The 15,868-nt window shown below is 51.4% G+C and carries 13 protein-coding genes and 1 other annotated feature; of the genes, 7 read left to right on the plus strand and 6 right to left on the minus strand.

Features of this window, described 5'->3' with window-relative positions:
• Window positions 1–650: 650 nt before the first annotated feature.
• Entirely contained in the window at window positions 651–1,838 is a 1,188-nt protein-coding gene (locus tag ACFWUL_RS08875) for an IS110 family transposase (protein WP_416176858.1), read from the minus strand.
• Between the two features lie 328 nt (window positions 1,839–2,166).
• Between ACFWUL_RS08875 and ACFWUL_RS08880 the strand changes: the two genes are divergently transcribed.
• A complete protein-coding gene (locus ACFWUL_RS08880) occupies window positions 2,167–3,240 on the plus strand; it encodes an IS630 family transposase (RefSeq protein ID WP_416176725.1) in 1,074 nt (357 codons plus the stop codon).
• 79 nt (window positions 3,241–3,319) lie between these two features.
• Here the strand turns inward: ACFWUL_RS08880 and ACFWUL_RS08885 are convergent, their stop codons facing one another.
• The 5 genes from ACFWUL_RS08885 to ACFWUL_RS08905 all read right to left on the minus strand — a co-directional run bounded on the left by ACFWUL_RS08885 (window position 3,320) and on the right by ACFWUL_RS08905 (window position 7,753).
• Window positions 3,320–3,748, minus strand: coding sequence for a universal stress protein (locus ACFWUL_RS08885; protein ID WP_416177027.1), 429 nt, complete (start codon window positions 3,746–3,748; stop codon window positions 3,320–3,322).
• A 989-nt stretch (window positions 3,749–4,737) separates the two neighbouring features.
• Window positions 4,738–4,896: a hypothetical protein gene (locus ACFWUL_RS08890; RefSeq protein ID WP_416177028.1), complete on the minus strand. Its 159-nt coding sequence runs from the start codon at window positions 4,894–4,896 to the stop codon at window positions 4,738–4,740.
• A complete protein-coding gene (locus ACFWUL_RS08895) occupies window positions 4,874–5,881 on the minus strand; it encodes an ABC transporter permease (protein ID WP_416177029.1) in 1,008 nt (335 codons plus the stop codon). The genes ACFWUL_RS08890 and ACFWUL_RS08895 overlap by 23 nt, the downstream gene beginning before the upstream one ends.
• Window positions 5,862–6,974 (minus strand): HlyD family secretion protein, encoded by a 1,113-nt coding sequence (locus ACFWUL_RS08900; RefSeq protein WP_297021022.1) that lies wholly within the window; start codon window positions 6,972–6,974, stop codon window positions 5,862–5,864. The genes ACFWUL_RS08895 and ACFWUL_RS08900 overlap by 20 nt, the downstream gene beginning before the upstream one ends.
• A gap of 287 nt (window positions 6,975–7,261) precedes the next feature.
• Complete coding sequence (locus ACFWUL_RS08905; RefSeq protein ID WP_416177030.1) at window positions 7,262–7,753, minus strand: MarR family winged helix-turn-helix transcriptional regulator; 492 nt, start codon at window positions 7,751–7,753, stop codon at window positions 7,262–7,264.
• A gap of 556 nt (window positions 7,754–8,309) precedes the next feature.
• Here ACFWUL_RS08905 and ACFWUL_RS08910 point away from each other — a divergent pair.
• The 6 genes from ACFWUL_RS08910 to ACFWUL_RS08935 all read left to right on the plus strand — a co-directional run bounded on the left by ACFWUL_RS08910 (window position 8,310) and on the right by ACFWUL_RS08935 (window position 15,696).
• On the plus strand, window positions 8,310–9,488 hold the full coding sequence (locus ACFWUL_RS08910; protein WP_416177031.1) for a M20 metallopeptidase family protein: 1,179 nt from the start codon (window positions 8,310–8,312) through the stop codon (window positions 9,486–9,488).
• Window positions 9,489–9,817: 329 nt separating this feature from the next.
• Window positions 9,818–10,831 carry an ornithine carbamoyltransferase gene (argF, locus tag ACFWUL_RS08915; RefSeq protein WP_416178125.1) on the plus strand — a complete coding sequence of 338 codons (1,014 nt, stop codon included), beginning with the start codon at window positions 9,818–9,820 and terminating at the stop codon, window positions 10,829–10,831.
• Window positions 10,832–10,852: 21 nt separating this feature from the next.
• Complete coding sequence (argC, locus tag ACFWUL_RS08920) at window positions 10,853–11,824, plus strand: N-acetyl-gamma-glutamyl-phosphate reductase (RefSeq protein WP_416177032.1); 972 nt, start codon at window positions 10,853–10,855, stop codon at window positions 11,822–11,824.
• Between the two features lie 154 nt (window positions 11,825–11,978).
• Window positions 11,979–12,833, plus strand: coding sequence for an acetylglutamate kinase (gene argB, locus ACFWUL_RS08925; protein WP_416177033.1), 855 nt, complete (start codon window positions 11,979–11,981; stop codon window positions 12,831–12,833).
• A gap of 246 nt (window positions 12,834–13,079) precedes the next feature.
• Window positions 13,080–14,246 carry an acetylornithine/succinylornithine family transaminase gene (locus tag ACFWUL_RS08930; RefSeq protein WP_297021040.1) on the plus strand — a complete coding sequence of 389 codons (1,167 nt, stop codon included), beginning with the start codon at window positions 13,080–13,082 and terminating at the stop codon, window positions 14,244–14,246.
• 328 nt (window positions 14,247–14,574) lie between these two features.
• Window positions 14,575–14,819: a binding site (T-box leader), on the plus strand.
• A gap of 43 nt (window positions 14,820–14,862) precedes the next feature.
• Entirely contained in the window at window positions 14,863–15,696 is an 834-nt protein-coding gene (locus ACFWUL_RS08935) for a MetQ/NlpA family ABC transporter substrate-binding protein (RefSeq protein ID WP_416177034.1), read from the plus strand.
• Window positions 15,697–15,868: the final 172 nt, after the last annotated feature.

The raw sequence follows: 15,868 nt of genomic DNA on the forward strand, positions 1-15,868 counted from the left end.
CCGGATAGAAAATTGGAAATATATGAATAAGAAAATAAATTCAGCGAATCGGACTATTGCGGTTTGTAGAGCTGATGGAACGGGCGGTTTAGCATGCTTATGGGCAGAGTCACTGGCACGGGGCTGCTAGCTCTTATGAAATGACCTTTGTCAAGACCCCAAGCATGCCAAATATTCTTGCCAATAAGACTAGTTGCAAGATGTAATGGAATTAAATCGGTTTGGGAAAATTTGAACTTTACATGGAGCGGCTCATGTGATAGCCTGCTTCCTCTATGGCCATATTTTTTCGGCCCCTTGGCTTGGAAATCACATGAGCAGGGGCTCCATGTCAAGTTCAAATTGGTATGCGGGTTCCAGGCAATAGCTGCCTGAACAACATGGAGGAAGAGCTTTGCAGATTATTCCGGGGCTTGATCAGTCTCTTATACGTGGATTAACAGGTCAATGATTTCGCCGCGGGTTCCTTCAATCTTTTATTTGGAATCATGCCTATGCATGTCCTGCAAAGCTAGCACTAGGATAACCCAGCCTCTCTTAACTCAAAGCTCTCCCTTAATATTGTCCAAACCGCTATTCACCTTTTAATCATCTCCCTTCGACTGTATTTTTATGCTTGCTGTCTAACTCAGAGAACTATGCGTGCGATGTCAAGCTTTTTTACGAATAACGTCAGCAGTGTGTCCAGTCATCATTCCCCAAATAAAGCCACTGAATTCCCGGGCAACGGCAGTAGCAGCAACATTACTGTTTTTCCCTTTCATAATCTTGTCTCTGAACCTTACGCGAAGTCTTCTGTTTGCTTTGTCCGCATAATGAATATCTGATGCACAGCATCCTTCCTGCCGTTTTCTCAAAGCCCTGCTCTTGTATCCGGGCCGCCCCCGTGAAAAGCCGGACCAGACTGCTTCAATCAGCTTCTTCCTCAAAACAATATTTCCGGCTTTTGAAATGCTGCCATAGTTGCCATCTTCATTACTGGAGTGTTCAGTTGGGGTAAGTCCCAAAAAGGACGCAAAATGGCCTGCTGTAGGAAAGCGCTTGAAATCGCCAATAGTTACAATTAAACGAAGTGCAAAGCCATATTCTATTCCAAGGAAACAGCGCAGTTTATTGACATTAGCTGCATACTTTTTCTGCATTGCAAATGACTTAATCCTGACATCCAGATCTTCCAGCTTCTGCTGGAGGGTAAGCAGAGTTGTCATATACTCACTCAATGTTTCCTTATTCAATTCGCTCAGCGGGAGACTCATAATCCAATTCACATGTTTTTGGGTCCAGGTAGCTCCCTGGTTATAATGGAATCCCATCTGGTGCACAAAAGCAGTTATCCGCTGTTTAGTGACTTTAACCATATCCTGATGGTCGTCACGCATCCTGATATAGCGGAAAATGGATTCGTCTTCCTCATCGGGGACATAAATGGAAATACACTCACTTTTCGCCATGGCATTGGCAAGCGCTCTTGAATCAATATAATCATTTTTGAATTTTTTATCTCTGCTGCTTTTCTTCAAAGAAGAAGGAGCTATTACCATACAATCTACATTGGCTGCCATAAGCTTACGGTAAAGGCCATAACCGAATAACCCGGCTTCATAACCACAGATAACATGGCACTCTCTGTTAACGGCTTTTTTGCAATCACCAATGAACCGGAGCACATTCTTTACTGCAGGGCCAAGTTTACGAGGGGGAATAAGATCTAACGTAATAATTTCACCGGCAGGAGACATTTGATTAACGACAGCAGCCATCGTATAGTTTTCGGTATGGGTGTCGATACCAACATAAACGAATGGGATCGGGGACGTAAATGTGCTAGAATAAGACATGATGACCTCCTTGGTTGAGAAAATATGATCCTGTTCTCGTAAAATTGGCCTTGCAACTATATTTTACCGAAATTTGGGCATATACATCAAACTGGGGAGGTCATTTCATATTATCTTTTAGCTTCTAGCTACTAGGAAGGCTGGTCCGCCTGCGGCGCCTCCTATCCTTATCCGTCAGCCATTCGCGCCGTAGGCTGTAGAGCTTTCCTAGAAGCTCGGAGCTAGCAGCTAGTGTCTAATTTCATAAATAATAGATTGTATTGCCGGACACAGCAAATAATGGTATACTTATTCCAGATAAATGCAAATTGCAGGGGGGGATAACGTTATGCCAAAAGTTGCTAAGCAAATACGCTGCTCCGAAAGCGAACGCATAGAACTGCATAAAATCGTAAACTCTCAAAAAACAGAGCATCGCATTGTAAGACGTGCAAAAATGGTTCTTCTATGTCTTGATGGAATGCAAATCAAGGATATCGCGGCTAAGTTGGGGGAACGCCCCAATACCGTTAGCCTTTGGCGGAATCGTTTCGCTGAACAGGGCATCCCTGGACTACAGGATAAGAAAAGGCGGGGCCGTACTGCTCAATATGGACCGGAATTCCGCGAAATGGTGTTAAATAAGCTGAAGGAAGCGCCTCCAGACGGGCTAGCACACTGGGATGGTCCTACACTGGCAAGAGTTCTGAATGTCTCAAAGGCTGCCATTTGGCGACTTATGAGAAAGGAAGGAATACAGCTGGCAAGGCAGCGTTCCTGGTGTGTCAGTACTGATCCGGAGTTTACTAAAAAGTCTGCTGATATCGTGGGACTTTACTTGAACCCGCCAGAGAATGCTGTCGTAATCAGCGTTGATGAGAAACCATCGATACAGGCCTTAAGTAGAGCCCAAGGATATGTACTTACTCATAACAAGAAAATTGTGCGCGGGTTGAAAAGCACATATCGGAGGAATGGAACAATAAATTTATTCGGTGCACTGGAGGTAGCTACCGGACAAATTTATGGAAAGACAACAAAGAGAAAAACCAGAGAGGACTTTGAAGAATTTTTAGATGACTTATTGAAAAGTGAGCCGGGTGGAGACAAAGTGCAATATCATATTATTGTCGATAATTACTGCACGCACAAGCGCTTAAACGACTGGCTGGAAAAGCATCCTAATGTCCATTTTCATTACACACCAACGTCAGCAAGCTGGCTGAATGAAGTGGAAATATGGTTTAACATTATGTCGCGAAAAGTGCTCCGAGGGGCAAGTTTTGACTCTGTTTCGGATCTTGTGTCAGCGATTAAAAAGTTTATTGCTGCCTACAATGAGCATGCAGAACCGTTCCGCTGGAAAAAACGTGAGGTCAAGGGTTCGCAACTTAGGGATACAATCGGAAACTTACGAAATTAGACACTAGAAGCCCTTGCGCGAATGACTCTATCCATCAGCGCCCCCAACAGCTCGACAAACTGAAATTGGCCTGGCTCCATTACCTCACAATCGTTACGGCTGCCGTCACGTGGTGGAGGATGTACTGGCTCACACTGCCCATGACGAGGCTTTCCACGGCCCCCCTGCCGCGGCTGCCCATGACGATGAGGTCCGCCTTTTTTCCCTGCCATACCGAAAAGAGGGTCTGCGGCGGAGCACCGATACGGACCAGAGTTTCCAGCGGGATGGATGGCGGCACCTGCCTTGTATAATGTCCCAGAAGCTTGTACCCCTCTTCCATGAGCTCCGCCGGTACGTAGCCGCTCATGGTGACCTGGTCCAGGGCGCTCATTTTCTCATTCATGTCCACCACATGGACAAGAAGGAGTGTGGATTTGTATTTCCCCGCCATGTCCAGGGCAAAGGCAAAGGCCTTATCCGATTCTGCAGAACCGTCCAGGGGTACCATGATCTTTCTGATTTCCATAACAATTCCTCCTATTCCAAAGGTGACTGAGACAGCAGACGCCAGACGGTCAGACGGTCAGACGGTCAGACGGTCAGACATCAGACGAAATCAGCGGCTGCGCCGCATGATTCCTCCAATCCATCCTGCGGCTTTGCCGCGGCCCTTCTCTAAGGGCCTGCATGCTTTGGGATAGATTTGAGAGTTGAGAGTTGAGATTTGAGATTTGAGTTCCAGTAGCTCCGCCGCAAATCATTGACCTCCTCCATCTATGGGGGAGGTGGCGCCGCAGGTGCCGGAGGGGGCTCTCGCTGAAGTGGCTCCCACCATCTTCTCCCTGCCATCAGCCACCTTGCGGCAATCCATCCTGCGGCTTTACCGCGGTCCTTCTCCAAGGGGCTGCATCGTTGGGAAAAGAGTTGAGAGTTGAGGTCCAGCGGCTTCGCCACTAAATACATGTTCCCTTCCTTGAGCCTCAGCGGAGCTGCTGCCATGCCGAAGGACAGAGCCCCGGCCAGCGGCCGCTGCCCATTCCCGTCAATCCATCCTGCGGCTTTGCCGCGGCCCGTTTGGCCCATAAGGAAGGCGCTTTTATGGGCAGGTTAAGCGCCTTTTGTATTCAGGCCAAACTTGGAGGTCCTCTGCAGGGCCTCCATCTCCAAGGGCCTGCATGATTGGGAAAAGAGTTGAGAGTTGAGATTTGAGATTTGAGGTCCAGCGGCTCCGCCGCAAATCATTGACCTCCCCCATCTATGGGGGAGGTGGCGCCGCAGGCGCCGGAGGGGGCTCTCGCTGAAGTGGCTCCCACCATCTTCTCCCTGCCATCAGCCACCTTGCGGCAATCCATCCTGCAGCTTTACCGCAGTCCTTCTCCAAAGGGCTGCATGCCTGGGGTTTATCTAACACCGGGACTCTTATTCTTCTGTGAGACAACCGGCTGTGCCGCAAATACTCTATTCAATCTGCTTCACGGACAGCTCATCCTCCGAAAACCGGTCTCACCTTTCCCGTCAATGGGATTCTTCCAGATGCGCTTCGGATGCTTCCCGAGCCTGGTATTTTTTCCTTACGCTTTCAAAGCGGAGGCAGAAGACGATGGCAATGGCCGCCAGATACAGGAAGAAGGCACCGATTTCCTGCATAATGTCACTGAACCCGGCTCCCCTCATGATGATGTCCCGGACGAAATGAAATTCCCAGGTGAGCGGGAAGAAATGGGACAGGATTTTCACCCATTCCGGAATGAAAATTAACGGTCCCGCCTGGCCGCCGAGGATGAAACCGCCGGGGATGAAAAGAATCATCCGACTCGAGGCAACTCCGGGGTTCACTGCAGTCCAGCCAAAGAGGATGCTCATCATGCCTACCCCCCCAGATATAAAAGAACTGGAGCCCCATGAAGAGGAGCATGTTTCCCGAGATCACCATGTCTCCCCATACCCGGAGGATGGCCATACCGAGAAGGAGTGCCGTGAACAGGCATCCCATGTATGGCAGGATGCGGACCATGAGGTCAAAGGGAGAGCCCCTTTCCATGAGGTCCTCCCACTTATGCTCCAGTTTCAGTCGGGGTACCATGCCGATGGTGGCGAAGGTAAAAAACATACTGGAAAAGAAGAAAAGGAACCCTTCGGTCTCCGCATTGCTCGTACTGCCGCTGGGGTTGAAAAGGAGCCTTGTGCTCACGGAAATGCCGCCGGACTGTCCTTTCTCTTCCGCCGCTTCTGCATTGATGGTGCCGGCCAGTTCATTCATGGCGGTCTGGATATCCGCCGTCAGAGCCACATTGGTATAGTCGCAGTACAGTCCGATATTGACTGACTGCTCGGAATATACATCCCGCTCCAGGTCCTTCGGCAGGCAAATGACGGCATAGGCCTTGTCTTCATAGAAAAATTTCTGGGGATCCGAGGGTGTATAAATGACGGAGCTCACCTTCATGTGACGGGAAGAATTGATGGCCTCCACCATTTCCTGGCTGTACCGGGAATGGTCCAGGTCCACCACCACCACATTCACATCCCGGGCATAGTTGTAGCCAAGGAAGACGGTGAAAAATACGGTAATCACCGAGGCCACCATGAGAGCCACTTTTTCATAGGGCATACCCCTGCCGGAAAAGAGGAAATGGATTTCATCGACCAGCGAATTCATGGCGGTCCACCTCGATTGTCATGCCCGGAATGACACCGGGTACCCGGTCTATATAGGTCCGGATCTGGAATGCCGTAAGGTCGGCGGAGCTTTTCTCCCGGGACATTTTGAAATCCGCAAATCCTGATGCCCGGGCAGCCAGCCGCACCGTACCGGGAACTTTGATATTGCCTGCCACCGTGTGCCCTGTGAGCCGGTCCCCTTCCTTCAGGTTTCCCTTTTCCTGCTCATTGATATAAATATCGTAATAGTACCGGTCACTTTCCAGAAGGATCACCGGTGTATTGGCGGACACCATTTCCCCTTCCTTCGCAATGACCTTCAGGATCTTGCCCCCTTCCGGCGCCCGTAAGATGAGACGGCCCCGGTTCACTTTCTGCTGGGCCAGCTGCACTTCCAGCTGCTTTTTCTGCTGTTTCAGGGATTCCAGGTCATTGGCTTTGTTATCGGCGCTCTGCCGTTCCTGGCTGATGGAGGGAAGTGCAATGTCTTCGGTACTGTCCTGGTCCTGTGCCCCGCCCAGGAGTTTATTCAGGAGTTCTTTCTGGGACCGTACGTCCGCTTCCGCCACCCGGAGCTGGGCGGTGACGTTATCCATTTCCATTTTAGAAATGGCGCCGGCATCCATGAGCTGTGCCATACGGTTGTAGTCGGACAGCTTATTTTCATAGGAAGCCTGGGAGGACGCAATGACCGCCTTCTGCTGGTCAATCTGCCGATGGGTTTCCACTTCGTCGGTGTCCGCCTTCTGGTACGCCACATCAATGGTGCCGGAGAGGGAATCGATTTCCGCATCCATCTGGGCGATCTGGGCTTCCAGCCGCTGGATGGCAAGGTCCGTATCGGTGCTGTCCATGACCATGAGGATATCCCCTTTGTTCACGTGGTCCCCTTCCTTCACGTTTTCCTTGAGAAGCCGGCCATTGACGGAATCAAAGGACACCCGGACCTGTTCCGCCGTCACAATGCCGTCCCTCTTTTCCTTGGCCATGGCCACTGCGTCGTGGCCTTTATACAGAAGGGCCAATCCGCATACAATGATGAGTCCCAGAAACAACAGGCCGATTTTCACCGGTTTACTATGAATATCCATGAATTCCTCCAGATAATAAGTCGACTAACTATATAGGTATACCCATACGGGATGCCTCCAATGAGGTGAATAGAGGCAGTAAGCAGGAAAGGGCACTGACCTTCGGCCATGGCTCTGCCTGCAGCATGGCTGCGGCCTGGCTAAGGCTTCCTCCTGGACACAAGGAAGGAAAATATATAATTCGCAGTGCTTCTAAATTATGTGCGCCGCACATCCATTCCTGATTTCCCATTCCTGATTTCTCATTTTTTCGCACCGCCGCTTCAGCCTCCGCCGAAGGCCGCTGCTCACTCCGGTGCCACCAGCTTCTGCAGCAGCCGGACCAGTTCTTTTTTCTCCGAATCATCCAGTTTTCCGATGACCAGGGAAATCCGCCGGTAATGGGCCGGCAGGATCCGGTCCATCTCTTTCCTGCCCTTTTCGGTGAGGAAAATCTTCCGGCTTCTCCCGTCTTCCTCATCCACCGCCTTTTCCACCTGCCCGTCCCGTTCCATCCGGGCCAGCATGACGGAAATGGTGGCTTTCGTCACTCCCGCCGACTTTGCCAGGTCCGACGGCGTCATGCCCTCTTTGTGCTGGTGAAGGATAATCATGACACAGAGCTTTCCCTGGGACATGTGGTATTTCCGCTCCAGGATACCGTCGGTGCGGTCCCGGATTTCCTCAGCCGCCTGCATGACGGTGAGCATGGTAATCACATCATCCGCCCGGATTTCCGGAATCATGCGGGCATGGCTTTCCAGTTCTTCTTTTGTGGGGAATATAAAGTTTTTATACATATGATGACCCCCCATTGCAGATATTAATTAGCAAGCTAACCAAATGGTAACCGTTCCTCCCCCTTTTAGTCAAAGCCGAAAATGAAGGAATAGGACTATTGCGGTTTATCGAGCTGATGGGGTGTACTGATGGATAGAGTCAAACCCGTGAGGGCTTCCAGCTGGCAGCCAGGAAAGCTCTACAGCCTGCGGCACGAATGACTGGCGGAAATATCGGATAGGAACCGCCGCAGGCGGGCCAGCTTTCCTGGCAGCTAACAGCTGGAAGCCAGCAGCCCCGTGCTGGTGACTCTGCCCATAAGCATGCTAAACGCCAGCCCCATGAGCTCACTGAAATTGGCTGCTCCCCACAGGAGCATGAAAACAATTTACAAATATTTTGCAAAATGCCTATTGCATATATATTCGTAAAGTTGTATTATTATTTCAACAAATTTCATACCTGCTTTTTTATTACCCAATTTTATAGGGAATTATGCATATTTCAAGTTTACATGATGCATATTTATTCAATCTTATGAGCAGGAATATCCATGAAGGAAAAGAGGTCGTCCCAATGATGTATGAAAATCAGATTAAAGAAAAGGTCACACACATTCTGCCGAAGGTGGTGGCCTGGAGGCGACATTTCCATGAATATCCTGAGCTCTCGGGACAGGAAGTAAAGACTTCCGAATATATACAGCAGGTTTTCCAAGAACTGGGAATCCCCTACGAGACCGGATTTTTCCAGAATGCCGTGCTCGGCACCATCAAAGGAAAGTATCCCGGAAAGACGGTAGCCCTCCGGGCAGATATGGATGCCCTGCCGGTGACGGAACTCACCGGTCTCCCCTTTGCTTCTAAAAATAAAGGCGTCATGCACGCCTGCGGCCACGATGGCCACATGTCCATTCTTCTGGGCGCTGCAACGGTATTGAATGAATTGAAGGACCAGCTCCATGGCACCGTCAAAATCGTTTTCCAGCCGGCAGAAGAGGAGGCAGCCATCGGCGGCGGCCGTCACATTGCGGCCAGCGGGAAACTGGATGATGTGTCTGAAATCTACGGGCTCCATGTATGGCCGGAGCTCCCCACCGGCATGGTGGGACTGAAACCCGGCGCCCTCATGGCTGCTTCTGACCGCTTCTATGTCCACATCAAAGGAAAATCCACCCATGCCGCCCAGCCCCATAACGGCACCGATGCCCTGGTGGCGGCGGCCCACTTCATCATCGATGTGCAGTCCCTGATTTCCCGGGAAATGAACCCCATGGATAATGTGGTCTGCACCATCGGTCTTATGAATGCCGGCACCCGGTATAACGTGGGCGTAGAAGATGCGTACCTGGAGGGGACCTGCCGTACCTACCGGCCAAAGCTCCGGGACAAAATGGAAAAAAGACTGGGCGAAATCCTGCAGGGACTGGATGTCATGTTCCATACCCACTCCAAACTGAACTACGTCAGAGGCCATAGCGCTACCATCAATACACCGGAGAAAATTGCATTTCTCCAGGACGTAGGCAAGGCCTACCTGGGCAGTGAACATATCTGCCAGCCTGAATTCCCGTCCATGTGTGCAGAAGATTTTTCCTCATACCTGGAGAAATTCCCCGGCGCCTTTCTGTGGCTGGGTACGGGAGACGGAAATACGCCGGCCCTTCACAATGCATCCTTCGCTATCAACGAATCCATTCTTCCCCTGGGGGTAACCATGGAAGCTGCCGCTGCCATGGAGGCCCTGGCGCGATGAAGTGATTCGGCGCTGATGGATAGAGCCATTTGAGCGAGAGCTTCTAGCTTCTAGCGGCTAGCTTTCAGGAAAGCTCTACAGCCTACGGCGCGAATGACTACGGAAACATCAGGTGGGAAGCGCCGCAGGCGGGTCAGTTTTTCTGGCTGCTAACAGCTAGAAGCTAGAAGCCCCGTGCGAGTGACTCCGCACGCAACCATGCTGACCACCAAGCTCCCGCATAAATGACTCTATCCACCAGCGCCGTTCCCACAGCGCAACGCAATAATCCGAATCCGGCTTCCCGCCTTCCGGGCGGGAATTCCCATAGAATAACCATCACGAGGTATATCATGAAAAGCTTACTGAACCATTCCTTTCTGACCATGACCGACTATACACCGGAAGAATTTGCCTATTATCTGGATCTTGCCGAAAAGCTGAAACAGGACAAGAAATCCGGAAAAGAAATCAAGACCCTGACCGGCAAAAACTTTGCCCTCATCTTTGAAAAGGACTCCACCCGTACCCGCTGCGCCTTCGAAGTGGCTGCCCGGGACCAGGGCGCCTTTACCACCTATCTGGGACCTACGGGGAGCCAGATCGGCAAGAAAGAATCCATCGCCGATACCGCAAGGGTCCTGGGGTCCATGTTCGATGCCATCGAATTCCGGGGATTCGCCCAAAGCGCCGTGGAAGAGCTCTCCGCCAAGGCCGGCGTGCCCGTATGGAACGGTCTCACCGATTATGACCATCCTACCCAGACTTTGGCCAACTTCCTCACACTGAAGGAACATTTCAAAAAGCCTTTGAACCAGCTGTCTTTTGCTTATGTAGGCCATGGCCAGTCCAATATGGCCCACGCCCTCATGGCCGGCGCCGCCCTGTCCGGCATGGATTTCCGGATTATCGGACCGAAGCAGTTCTTCCCGGAAGATGATTTCACCGCCAAATGCAAGAAGATTGCGGAAAAGACGGGAGCCACCTTCACCTTCACCGATGACCCGGTGGAAGGGGTGAAGGGGCTCGATGTCATTTACACCGGTGTCTGGGTCACCATGGGAGATCCCTACGAATTATGGGGCGAACGGATCAAGCTTTTCCTGCCCTACCGCATCACCATGGATATGATTAAAAATACGGGAAATCCGGACACCGTATTCTGCCACTGCCTCCCTTCTTTCCATAACACGGAAACGAAAGTGGGGAAAGATATTTACGAACGGTTTGGCCTTGATGGCATCGAAGTGACGGATGATGTATTTGAAGCCCCCTGCTCCCTGGCCTTCCAGGAAGCAGCGAACCGGCTTCCCACCATCAAAGCGGTCATGGTAGCCACCTTCGGTGACTATCCCTTAGATTGAAAATGGAAGGAGAGACCTCATATGTCTACAGCACTGCCGAAAGTTTTCATTGTTGGTGAATCCGGTACCACCGGCCTTCGTCTCCATGACCGTCTTTCCTCCCGCAAAGATATAGAACTCCTTTCCCTTCCCGAAGAGAAGAGAAAAGATATCCCCACCATCAAAGCATTTGCAGAAAAGGCGGATCTCATGTTCCTCTGCCTTCCCGATGCGGCGTCCAAAGAAATCGTGGAGGCCGTGAAGGATACGGACATCCGGATTCTCGATACCTCCACCGCCCACCGCACCGCCGACGACTGGGTTTACGGATTTCCTGAACTTTCTGAAACCCAGAAGAAAGCCATCGCCTCCGCAAAGAAAGTAGCGGTCCCCGGCTGCCATGCCAGCGGCGTCATTTCCATCCTTTATCCCCTGGTCCACGCAGGGATTCTCCCCATCAACTACCCCCTCCACTGCTTCTCCCTCACCGGTTACAGCGGCGGCGGCAAGAAGATGATCAGCCAATATGAAAAGGGCGGAGACAGCGCCCTCCTCGCTCCCCGGCAGTATGGCCTTTCCCAAAACCACAAGCACCTGCCGGAAATCATGAAGGTCTGCAAGCTCTGCGAGACTCCCCTCTTTTCCCCCATTGTAGATAACTACTACGAAGGCATGGAAGTCACCATCGGCTTCCACACCCACTTCCTCCAGCTCCCCTGCGGGCTCCCCGGCGATATCGATACCGATGATTTCCACATGATCTATGAAAAGCACTATAAAGGGTCCAAGCTCATCCAGGTGAGCCCCCTGTCCCTTACGGAAACGAACGGCCTCTTCCTTGCGGCTAATGAAAATGCAGGAAAAGACAGCATGACCCTCTATATCGCAGGAAACGATGAACGGGTACTGGTGATTTCTTCCTTCGACAACCTGGGCAAAGGCGCGTCCGGCGCCGCCATCCAGTGCATGAACCTTATGCTGGGCCTGCCGGAAGAAACGGGATTGGTACTGTAATGGGCTTCGCCTGGGCTTAGGGAAGGAAAATATATAATTCGCGGCGCTTTAATTCTTTGCGCACCGCACCTCCAGCCTTGCCATCAGGCAGAGCCATGCCACGCATAGCCCCGGCCAAAGGCCGCTGCCCTTTCCCCATACAAGGAGGTAACTTATGAACGCATCCAATGCGGTACGGGCCGAGATACTGACACAGGCCGTACCTTACATCAAAGAATATACAGGTAAATACGTAGTCGCCAAGTACGGCGGAAATGCCATGACCGATCCGGCCCTGAAAAAGTCGGTAATGCAGGATATCCTCCTGCTCTCCCTGGTGGGGGTGAAGGTCATCCTCGTCCATGGCGGGGGACCGGAAATCAGCGCCATGCTGAAACGGCTCTCCATAGAATCCCATTTTGAAAACGGTCTCCGTGTCACCGATGATGCCACCATGGAAGTGGTGCAGATGGTACTGGCAGGCAAGGTCAATAAAAGCCTGGCCGCCGACCTCACCGCTCTGGGCGGCAAGGCCGTAGGCCTCTGCGGTATCGACGGCGGCCTCATCAAAGTCCATAAAAAAGACGAAAAACTGGGGCAGGTCGGAGAAATCGACAGCATCAACAAAAAAATTCTGGATGACCTCCTGGACGGCGGTTTTATCCCCGTCATTTCCTCCATCGGCATTGATGAGGAAGGGAATGCCTATAATATCAATGCCGACACAGCGGCCGCCAAAATTGCCGCAGCCATCCATGCGGAATCCATGGTGGTCATGAGCAATATCAACGGGGTCCTCAAGAATAAGGAAGATCCGGATTCTCTCATCAAAAAAATCACCCTCCCCGATGCGGAGGCCCTGAAACAGGATGGCACCATCGCCGGCGGCATGATCCCCAAAGTGGACTGCTGCACCAATGCCGTGAAAGAGGGAGTCAAAAAGGTTTTCATTATTAACGGAGAAATTCCCCACGCCATCCTCATCGAGCTTCTCACCGACGAAGGCCTGGGAACCATGTTTACGAAGTAATGCAGCCGATTGCAGGTGACTGTTGATTTTCGACGCGAAGGGATAGAGACACTGGCATGGGGCTTCCCGCTGTTAGCAACCAGGAACGCCGGTCCGCCTGCGGCGCTGCCCATCTGATACTCCCGCCAGTCATTCATGCCGCAGGCTGTAGTGCTTTCCTGGAAGTCAGGAGACAGAAGCCCTCACGCGTTTGACTCTACCCACCAGCCCAACGCAATCGTCCGATTTTCTCAAAGGAGCCAATCTATGAATACAGAAGAAAAAGATGCAGCCTATATTGCCCATACCTATTCCAGATACCCCGTGTGCTTTGTCAAAGGGAAAGGATCCCACCTGACCGATGAAAAGGGGAAAGATTACATCGATATGGGAAGCGGTATCGGCGTCGATATTTTCGGTATTGCCGATGAACAGTGGATGGATGCCGTCACGAAGCAGCTCCATACCCTGAACCATGTTTCCAACCTGTTCTACACAAAGCCCATGGCGGACCTGGCCGAAATGATCTGCCAGAAAACGGGGATGGAAAAGGTCTTCTTCTCCAACTCCGGCGCCGAGGCCAATGAATGTGCCATCAAGGGAGCCCGGAAATATTCCATCAACAAATACAATAAGGACAGAAATGTCATTGTCACCCTGATCAACGGATTCCATGGCCGTACCATTACTACCCTCGCCGCCACGGGGCAGGATATTTTTCACAAGGATTTCTATCCCTTCACCGAAGGATTCCTTTACACCCCGGCCAATGACCTTCCGGCATTCATTAAGCTCTGCGAGGAAAATCCGAATATCTGCGCCGTCATGGTAGAGCCCATCCAGGGGGAAGGCGGCGTGCATCCCCTGACGAAGGAATTTTTCGAAGGCATCGGCCAATATGCCAAAGACCATGATATCCTCCTCATTGTGGATGAAGTACAGACAGGAAACGGCCGTACCGGCAAGCTCTACGGCTACATGAATTACGATGTGGAGCCGGATATCGTTTCCACGGCCAAGGGAATCGGCGGCGGTCTTCCCCTGGGCGCCACTTTCTTTAACCATAAAACTGCCGGCGTCTATACCCCCGGTACCCACGGCTCCACCTTCGGCGGCAACCCCATTGCCTGCGCCGGCGCCCTGTCCATTCTTTCCCGCATCGATGATGATCTTCTCCAGGATGTGAAAGAAAAGGGAGCGTATATTAAAAAGGAACTGGCCGGTGCCAAAGGGGTAAAATCGGTGGCCGGCATGGGTCTCATGTGGGGCATTGAACCGGAAAAGGATGTAAATACCATTGTCCCCAAGCTTCTGGAAAAGGGAGTGGTGGTGCTGACGGCCAAAGAAAAAATCCGTCTCCTCCCTGCCCTGAACATTCCCTGGGAAGACCTGGAAAAAGCGGTATCCATCATGAAAGAGGTACTGGCGGAATAACAAAGCCAATTGCGGTTTGACGAGATGTTGGGGCGACGCTGGTGGATAGAGTCATTCGTGCGGAGCTTCTAGCTGTTAGCTGCTAGCTTCTAGGAAAGCTGGCCAGCCTACGGCACGAATGACTGACGGGAATACCGGGTGGAAGCGCCGCAGGCGGATCATCCTTCCTAGCTGCTAGCCGCTAACAGCTAGGAGCTCCATGCGAGTGACTCTATCCGCAAGCATGCCAACCGCCAAGCCCCAGCAGCTCGACAAGCTGAAATATTCCACACTCCTGAAAAACCATCTTGACGACACCCCCTTTCCGGTGATATAGTATTTCCAACTTCATAAGGCAGTGAAGAGAAGAGTAGGCGGGAAAGAAAGTCAAAGAGAGCCCCGGGTGGTGAAAAGGGGTACCGGACGTCCTTCTGAAGATGGCCTCTGAGCCTTTCTGCTGAATAGTCAGGCAGGACGGGAATTCCCGTTACAGAAGAGAAGTATCAAGGCATGGCCGGCGTACTTCATAAGGCTTTTCCGGTGACGGAAAGGCGAACCTGGGTGGTACCGCGAAATCAATCCTTCGTCCCAAATGGGATGGAGGATTTTTTATTGATTAAAACACAGGAGGAGTATTATGAATTACAAGAAGACACTGATCGCATCCATCGCAGCTCTCGCTGCCGTTTCCTTTATCGCCGGCTGTGGAGACCAGAAAGCAGCAGCTCCGGCCAAGTCCGCTTCTTCCGATAAAGCGGTTACCATTAAAGTAGGCGTTTCCCCCGTTCCCCATGGTGAAATCCTGAATTCCGTCAAAGACCAGCTGGCCAAGGAAGGGGTCAATGTGGAAATCGTGGAATTCACGGACTATGTACAGCCAAACCTGGCCCTGAACGACAAGAGCCTGGATGCCAACTACTTCCAGCATAAGCCCTACCTCGATGAATTCTGCAAATCCCGGGGTCTCAACCTGAAATCCATTGGTACTGTTCATCTGGAACCGATGGGCGTATACTCCTCCAAGATTAAAGATATCAAAGACCTTCCTGACGGCGCCCATGTAGCCATCCCGAATGACCCCACCAACGGCGGCCGGGCCCTTCTGGTTCTCCAGTCCGCAGGACTCATCAAACTCCGTGACGGTGCCCCCATTACCGCTACTCCCCAGGACATTGCTGAAAACCCGAAGAACCTGCAGTTCTCCGAACTGGAAGCGCCCCAGCTGCCCCGGTCCCTGGAAGATGCGGATATCGCTGTGATCAACATGAACTTCGCCCTGGAAGCGAAACTGGATCCGAAGAGCGCCATTTACACAGAAAGCTCCGACTCCCCCTATGCCAATATCGTAGCCGTACGGGCGGGGGATGAAAACCGTCCGGAACTGCAGAAGCTCATGAAAGCCCTGAACAGCCAGGAAGCCAAAGATTTCATTAACAAGAAATACAACGGCGCCATCAAAGCTACATTCTGATAACCGGTGCCCGAAAAAGAGAGGAATCCTTTCGAGGATTCTTCTCTTTTTATATTAAATAAATATTTCTTCTATTAATATAATGGTTCCATGAGCTGGAGAATATTTTTGAATTAAATATTATAATAAATATTCCCTATCCCCTTGCATTTTTCCACCAATTTATATTACA

The organism is Dialister sp., assembly GCF_047832375.1.
Classification (GTDB): domain Bacteria; phylum Bacillota; class Negativicutes; order Veillonellales; family Dialisteraceae; genus Dialister.

Coding starts and splice junctions, on each gene's coding strand:
- ACFWUL_RS08875 (WP_416176858.1), bottom strand. CDS start 1,838: ATGTCTTATTCTAGCACATTTACGTCCCCGATCCCATTCGTTTATGTT.
- ACFWUL_RS08880 (WP_416176725.1), top strand. CDS start 2,167: ATGCCAAAAGTTGCTAAGCAAATACGCTGCTCCGAAAGCGAACGCATA.
- ACFWUL_RS08885 (WP_416177027.1), bottom strand. CDS start 3,748: ATGGAAATCAGAAAGATCATGGTACCCCTGGACGGTTCTGCAGAATCG.
- ACFWUL_RS08890 (WP_416177028.1), bottom strand. CDS start 4,896: ATGAGGGGAGCCGGGTTCAGTGACATTATGCAGGAAATCGGTGCCTTC.
- ACFWUL_RS08895 (WP_416177029.1), bottom strand. CDS start 5,881: ATGAATTCGCTGGTCGATGAAATCCATTTCCTCTTTTCCGGCAGGGGT.
- ACFWUL_RS08900 (WP_297021022.1), bottom strand. CDS start 6,974: ATGGATATTCATAGTAAACCGGTGAAAATCGGCCTGTTGTTTCTGGGA.
- ACFWUL_RS08905 (WP_416177030.1), bottom strand. CDS start 7,753: ATGTATAAAAACTTTATATTCCCCACAAAAGAAGAACTGGAAAGCCAT.
- ACFWUL_RS08910 (WP_416177031.1), top strand. CDS start 8,310: ATGATGTATGAAAATCAGATTAAAGAAAAGGTCACACACATTCTGCCG.
- argC (WP_416177032.1), top strand. CDS start 10,853: ATGTCTACAGCACTGCCGAAAGTTTTCATTGTTGGTGAATCCGGTACC.
- argB (WP_416177033.1), top strand. CDS start 11,979: ATGAACGCATCCAATGCGGTACGGGCCGAGATACTGACACAGGCCGTA.
- ACFWUL_RS08930 (WP_297021040.1), top strand. CDS start 13,080: ATGAATACAGAAGAAAAAGATGCAGCCTATATTGCCCATACCTATTCC.
- ACFWUL_RS08935 (WP_416177034.1), top strand. CDS start 14,863: ATGAATTACAAGAAGACACTGATCGCATCCATCGCAGCTCTCGCTGCC.